Source organism: Nostocoides sp. (assembly GCF_035343835.1).
Classification (GTDB): Bacteria; Actinomycetota; Actinomycetes; order Actinomycetales; family Dermatophilaceae; genus Nostocoides_A; species Nostocoides_A vanveenii.
On the sequence record NZ_DAOQZV010000233.1, the window covers coordinates 1 to 4,883 of the forward strand.

At 67.8% G+C, this 4,883-nt stretch carries 3 protein-coding genes and 2 pseudogenes; all 5 read right to left on the reverse strand.

The window, feature by feature from the left end:
* Window positions 1-884: pseudogene (locus tag PKH97_RS13645) on the reverse strand (polysaccharide biosynthesis protein); the annotation flags it as partial.
* 166 nt (window positions 885-1,050) lie between these two features.
* Complete coding sequence (locus PKH97_RS13650; RefSeq protein ID WP_324388077.1) at window positions 1,051-1,812, reverse strand: 3'(2'),5'-bisphosphate nucleotidase CysQ; 762 nt, start codon at window positions 1,810-1,812, stop codon at window positions 1,051-1,053.
* A gap of 68 nt (window positions 1,813-1,880) precedes the next feature.
* The gene (locus PKH97_RS13655; RefSeq protein ID WP_324388078.1) at window positions 1,881-2,864 is read right to left on the reverse strand and encodes a sulfite exporter TauE/SafE family protein; all 984 of its coding nucleotides are present in this window, start codon (window positions 2,862-2,864) and stop codon (window positions 1,881-1,883) included.
* Entirely contained in the window at window positions 2,852-4,066 is a 1,215-nt protein-coding gene (cysC, locus tag PKH97_RS13660) for an adenylyl-sulfate kinase (RefSeq protein ID WP_324388079.1), read from the reverse strand. Before cysC ends, PKH97_RS13655 begins: the two co-directional genes overlap by 13 nt.
* Before the next feature lie 106 nt (window positions 4,067-4,172).
* A pseudogene (locus tag PKH97_RS13665) lies at window positions 4,173-4,883 on the reverse strand (galactokinase); the annotation flags it as partial.

A 4,883-nucleotide genomic window follows, 5' to 3' on the forward strand; every position in this document is an offset into this window, starting at 1 on the left:
TCTGATCCAATAGAACCGCCCGCGCCGGTTACGAGGACGGTCTTTCCGGCGATGGTGCCAGAGATGGCGGTGGCGTCCAACTCGACTTCGCCGCGGCCGAGGAGATCGGCCAGATCCAGGCTGCGCAAATCATTAGCTCCAGGTCGACCGAGCAGGTCCCGCGTGCGCGGCAGAACTCGTAGGTCCAATCGGTTATCATCGGCCAAGTCTCTAAGCTCACGCAGCAGAGCCGAGTCGGCGCTTGGAATAGCGATCGCCAGGATTTCCGCGTTCGTCTCGTGAGCAACTCGCGACAAATCATTCCGCGTTCCTAGAACTTTTACTCCATCAATTTTCCATCGTCGTTTCCTCGAATCGTCGTCGAGAATTCCGATCGGGACGAGGTTCGAATTCGGATCGCGCACGAGGCTACGGATCAATTGCCTCCCTCCTTGCCCAGCGCCGAAGATCAATACTCGACGGTTGTCCTTAGCTACAGCTGTTTGCGTAGAACGAAGTCTGACGATGAAACGGGCGCCGAACATGGCAAGGAGAGCGGAGATGCCGGTGATGAGTGGAACAGAACGAGGGACCCATAATGGGTTGGTCACGAGATTGATGAGGAATGCTGAAAAGCAACTGATAGCCACGACGCGCGTCAAATCGACAGCTTCTTCGATGGAAGCGTTTGCGTGCCCGATGGCGTATGGACCAACCGAGAATCCGAGAGCTAGGTGACATACGATCGCGACGGCAAGAAAATTGATCACCCCCATTCGGAGATGGCCGAGTTCGAAGTCAAATCTGAGCAAGACGGCTGCGAGGGTCGCGCCGCACCACAGCGCGACGTCGATGAGTGGCCAGCGTAGACGCATGGCTAACGGCAAGACTGCACCAACGGGCACGGAGAACTCCGAATATAGATAAGGCGACGTGCCGAGCACTCGTGCAGCATTGGTGGCCTTGGATCGCAGGACAAGAGTATTTGCCGCCTGAGCTTAGCTGGAAGTCGACGCCGGTGGCGAGATTTCGATCGCGAGAGCGAATCCCAGGGACGGGGCAGCCCTCAGGTCAGACCATGAGGTCAAGCGGGGCAACCGCGGCGAGCACCTGTTCGGCGAGTTCGGGCCGGCAGACGATCAGGTCGGGCAGGAGCACATTGCGCTGGTTGTAGACCAATGCGCTGCCATCGACGCGGCTGGTGAACAGGCCGGCGGACCGGGCGACGATCACGGGTGCCGCGGAGTCCCATTCGTACTGGCCACCCGCGTGCACATAGGCGTCCGTGGAGCCGTCCAGGACCGACATCGCCTTGACACCGGCGGAGCCCATTGGCACCAACTCGGCGTCCAGCGCCTCGACCAACGACGGCAGCCAGGCCGGCGGACGCGAACGGCTCACGGCCAGTCGGATCTTGCCGCCGTTCGCGGCGGGGACGCTGGGGGCGGGGTCGCTGGCATACACCAGGCCGCGCGCGGGGAGGGCGACGGCACCCGCCACCAAGTCACCCCGCTCCCAGAGTGCGACGTGGACGGCCCAGTCATCGCGCGGACGCTCGGAGAACTCCCGGGTGCCGTCGAGCGGGTCGACGATCCACACCCGGTCCGAATCCAAGCGCAGGAGATTGTCGCGGCCCTCCTCCGAGAGCACCGCGTCGTCCGGGCGGGCCTGGGCAAGCGCGGTCATCAGGTAGTCGTGCGCGCCGAGGTCACCGGCGCTCTTGAGCGCCTTGGCGTCCCCGTCGGCCGGGAAGTCGGCCCGGATCCGCAACAGCACCTCCCCGGCGCCGGCGGCGAGGTCGTGGGCGAGTTGGGCGTCGGTCCGAGAATCCATCAGGTATGCCGTTCGGCTTTCGTCGGTCGGGTTTCGGGGTGACCAAGTCTAGGTCGAAGCCGGCGGCCTCAATGACGCTCGGAGGTGTCGGCTGCGCTCGGGGTCGGCGCCGGATCCGAGTCCGGTGGCCGGATTCCGGTGCGTCGACCGACCGGCACGTGGACGAAGGCCCGTCGCCCGTGGGCGTGCTTGACCATGCCCCACGCGATCGGTCCGAGCAACAGCAGGCCGGCGCCGATGATGCCCACCCAGACCGGCGGCACCTTCAGCAGGCCGAGCCCGGTCAGCGACAAGACGATGGCGATCCCGCGACGCAGCACCGACTGCGAGACAAAGTTCGCCAGCCGGGCCCCGACGAAGGTCCCGGGGCTGCCACCGACGATCAAGGGGATCAGGACGCTCCACGTGATGCCAGTGGCCATCACGTGGGAGATGGCGGCCGAAATGACCAGCGGGATCGCCTGCACCAGATCGGTGCCGACGAGCTTGCGCGCCGACAACGTGGGGTAGAGCAACAGCAGGCTGATCATGATCAGCGACCCGGAGCCGACGCTCGTCAGGCCCACGAGCAGGCCCCCGACGGCACCGACGATCAGGGTCGGGATGGGCTTGATCGGCGGGTCGGGCCGATTGTGGTCGTAGTTGCCCCGGCGCATCTCGAGGTAGATACGCAGAGTCAGCGTGCTGGCGGTGAGCAGCAGGGCGCAACCGATGGCCTTCTTGAGGAAGGTCTCGGGGTCCATGTCTCCGTCCCGCATCCATTTCACGATCCAGCCGCCGGCAAAGGCCATGGGGATCGAGCCGATCATCAGCCATTTGGCCAGGGTCAGATTGGGTTGGCCCCGCTTGTAATGCACGGCGGCGCCCACCGACTTGTTGACCGCGGCGGCGACCAGGTCGTTAGCGACGGCCGCCGTCGGGGGGATGCCGAGGAAGATCAGGGCGGGCGTCATCAAGGCGCCGCCGCCCATGCCAGTCAGGCCGACGACGATGCCGATGGCGAAGGCGACGGCAAGCAGGCCCGGGGTGTCGGCGGTGATCAGATCGCCCATTCGAGGGTCTCCTCCGTTGTCAGGTGGCCGCGCAAGCGGAGGGCTTGGAGCACCCGCTCGACCGCGGCGTCGATGGTGATGCCGGTGGTGTCGATGACGAGGTCGGCTTCGGTGGGCTCCTCATACGGGGAGCTGATGCCGGTGAAGTCGGCAATCTCCCCGCGGCGGGCCTTGGCATACAGGCCCTTGCGGTCGCGTCGTTCGCACTCGGCGAGCGGGGTGGAGATGTGGACGAGGAGGAAGTCGCCCCCGGCCTCGGCGACCATGTGCCGCACCGCCCGCCGCGTCGAGCGGAAGGGCGCGATCGGGCTGCAGATCGCGATCCCGCCGTGGCGGGAGATCTCGGCGGCCACCCAGCCGATCCGGCGGATATTGGTCTCGCGGTCGGCCGCCGAAAAGCTCAGGCCGGCGCTGAGGTGGCGGCGCACGAGATCGCCGTCGAGCAGCGTCACGCTTCGCTCGCCGTCCTCGAGGATCGCGTCCCGGACCGACCGGGCGATCGTCGATTTGCCCGAGCCCGAGAGGCCGGTGAAGAAGAGCACGAGACCGTGGCGGGCCTCCGGCGTCTCCGGTGCCTCGAGGTCGACAACGTCCCCCGGCGCGTATGCCGCGATGACCCGCTCCCGCTTCTCGCCCACTGTCCGCCGGTCCATGGGGACCGCGACCACGTGACCGCGGCCCATGCGCGAGACAGCGGACAGGGCCGACCGAATGCTGGCCACACCGGGGGAGTGGGCGGTCAGGCTCGGCCCGGCCAGCACAAGGAATTGCAGGGGCCTTTTGCCGGCCTCGGCCGCGATGTGGAGCAGATCGTCGGTCTTCATCGGGCGGTCGACGATCACCGTGACGACGCCTGGCTCCAACTGACCAGCGTTGGCCGCCGGCCCGACGTAATAACGCTCGAAGGTCCGCGGCGACGGGGCGCCGACCCACTCGGGCACGGCGTCGAGGTCGAGTTCGCTGTCCTCGTCCAGGCCGCCATCAGCGGCGAGGCGCGCCACCGGCACGCCCTCGGGGTCTACGACCTCGACACCACCGGCCGCGAGCGCCTTGCCCGCGACGTCGGCCGGCAGCCGAAGGCTGACGATCGATCCGGGCGCAACGCGATCCAGCGGAGCGACCACGCCGGTCCGCAACAGCTCGAGGTCGTCGAGCACATCGGGCGGCGGGCAGTACTGAGGAAGGGGCGTCCCAGTGGTCACAAGCGCTAAGTCTCGCATTCCGATGGGAATGCTCGATACCACCGTCCGTCCGACCGGCGCCGGACCGGGCGAGAGTGCCCGGGACGGCCCCCGCGAAGCCGGCTGCTCAGTCCTCGCGGCGCGCCGACGGAGATGGCATGACGGCGAAGGGCTCAGGAGCGGTGAATCCGGCAGCGGCGAACGCGGCGATGACCGCGTCAGCCACCGCGTCGGCCCGGTCCGCTGGGACCAGGGCGATCGCGGAGCCGCCGAAGCCACCGCCAGTCATCCGGGCGCCGAGGGCGCCGTGCGCCTGAGCCGTCTCGCAGGCGAGATCCAGTTCCGCGCAGGAGACTTCGAAGTCGTCGCGTAGCGAGGCGTGGCTTTGCGCGAAGAGGCGCCCGGCCTCGCCCCAGTCGCCCGCGCGCAAGGCGGCCGCGCATTGACGGACCCGGTCGATCTCGGTGACCACGTGGCGCACGCGGCGCTGGACCACCTCGACGGGCTCACCATCGGTGTCGAGCCGGTCGACCAATTCGGTCAGCGCCTTCTCCAGCCCGGCCGGGTCGATCTCGCGGAGCGTCGCGATCCCGAGCGCGCCCGCCGCCCGCTCGCAGGAGGCCCGGCGGGCGCCGTACTGCCCGTCCACGAGGGCATGGTGGGCCTTGGTGTCGATGACGAGCAGGCACAGGCCGGCCGCGCCGATCTCGAACGCCACCTGCTCGGTATGACCGTCACGGCAGTCGAGCAGGAGTGCTCGGCCCTCCTGGGCCAGCATCGCGGCCGCCTGGTCCATCCCGCCCGTCGGCGCGCCGGCAACCTCGTTCTCGGCGCGCCG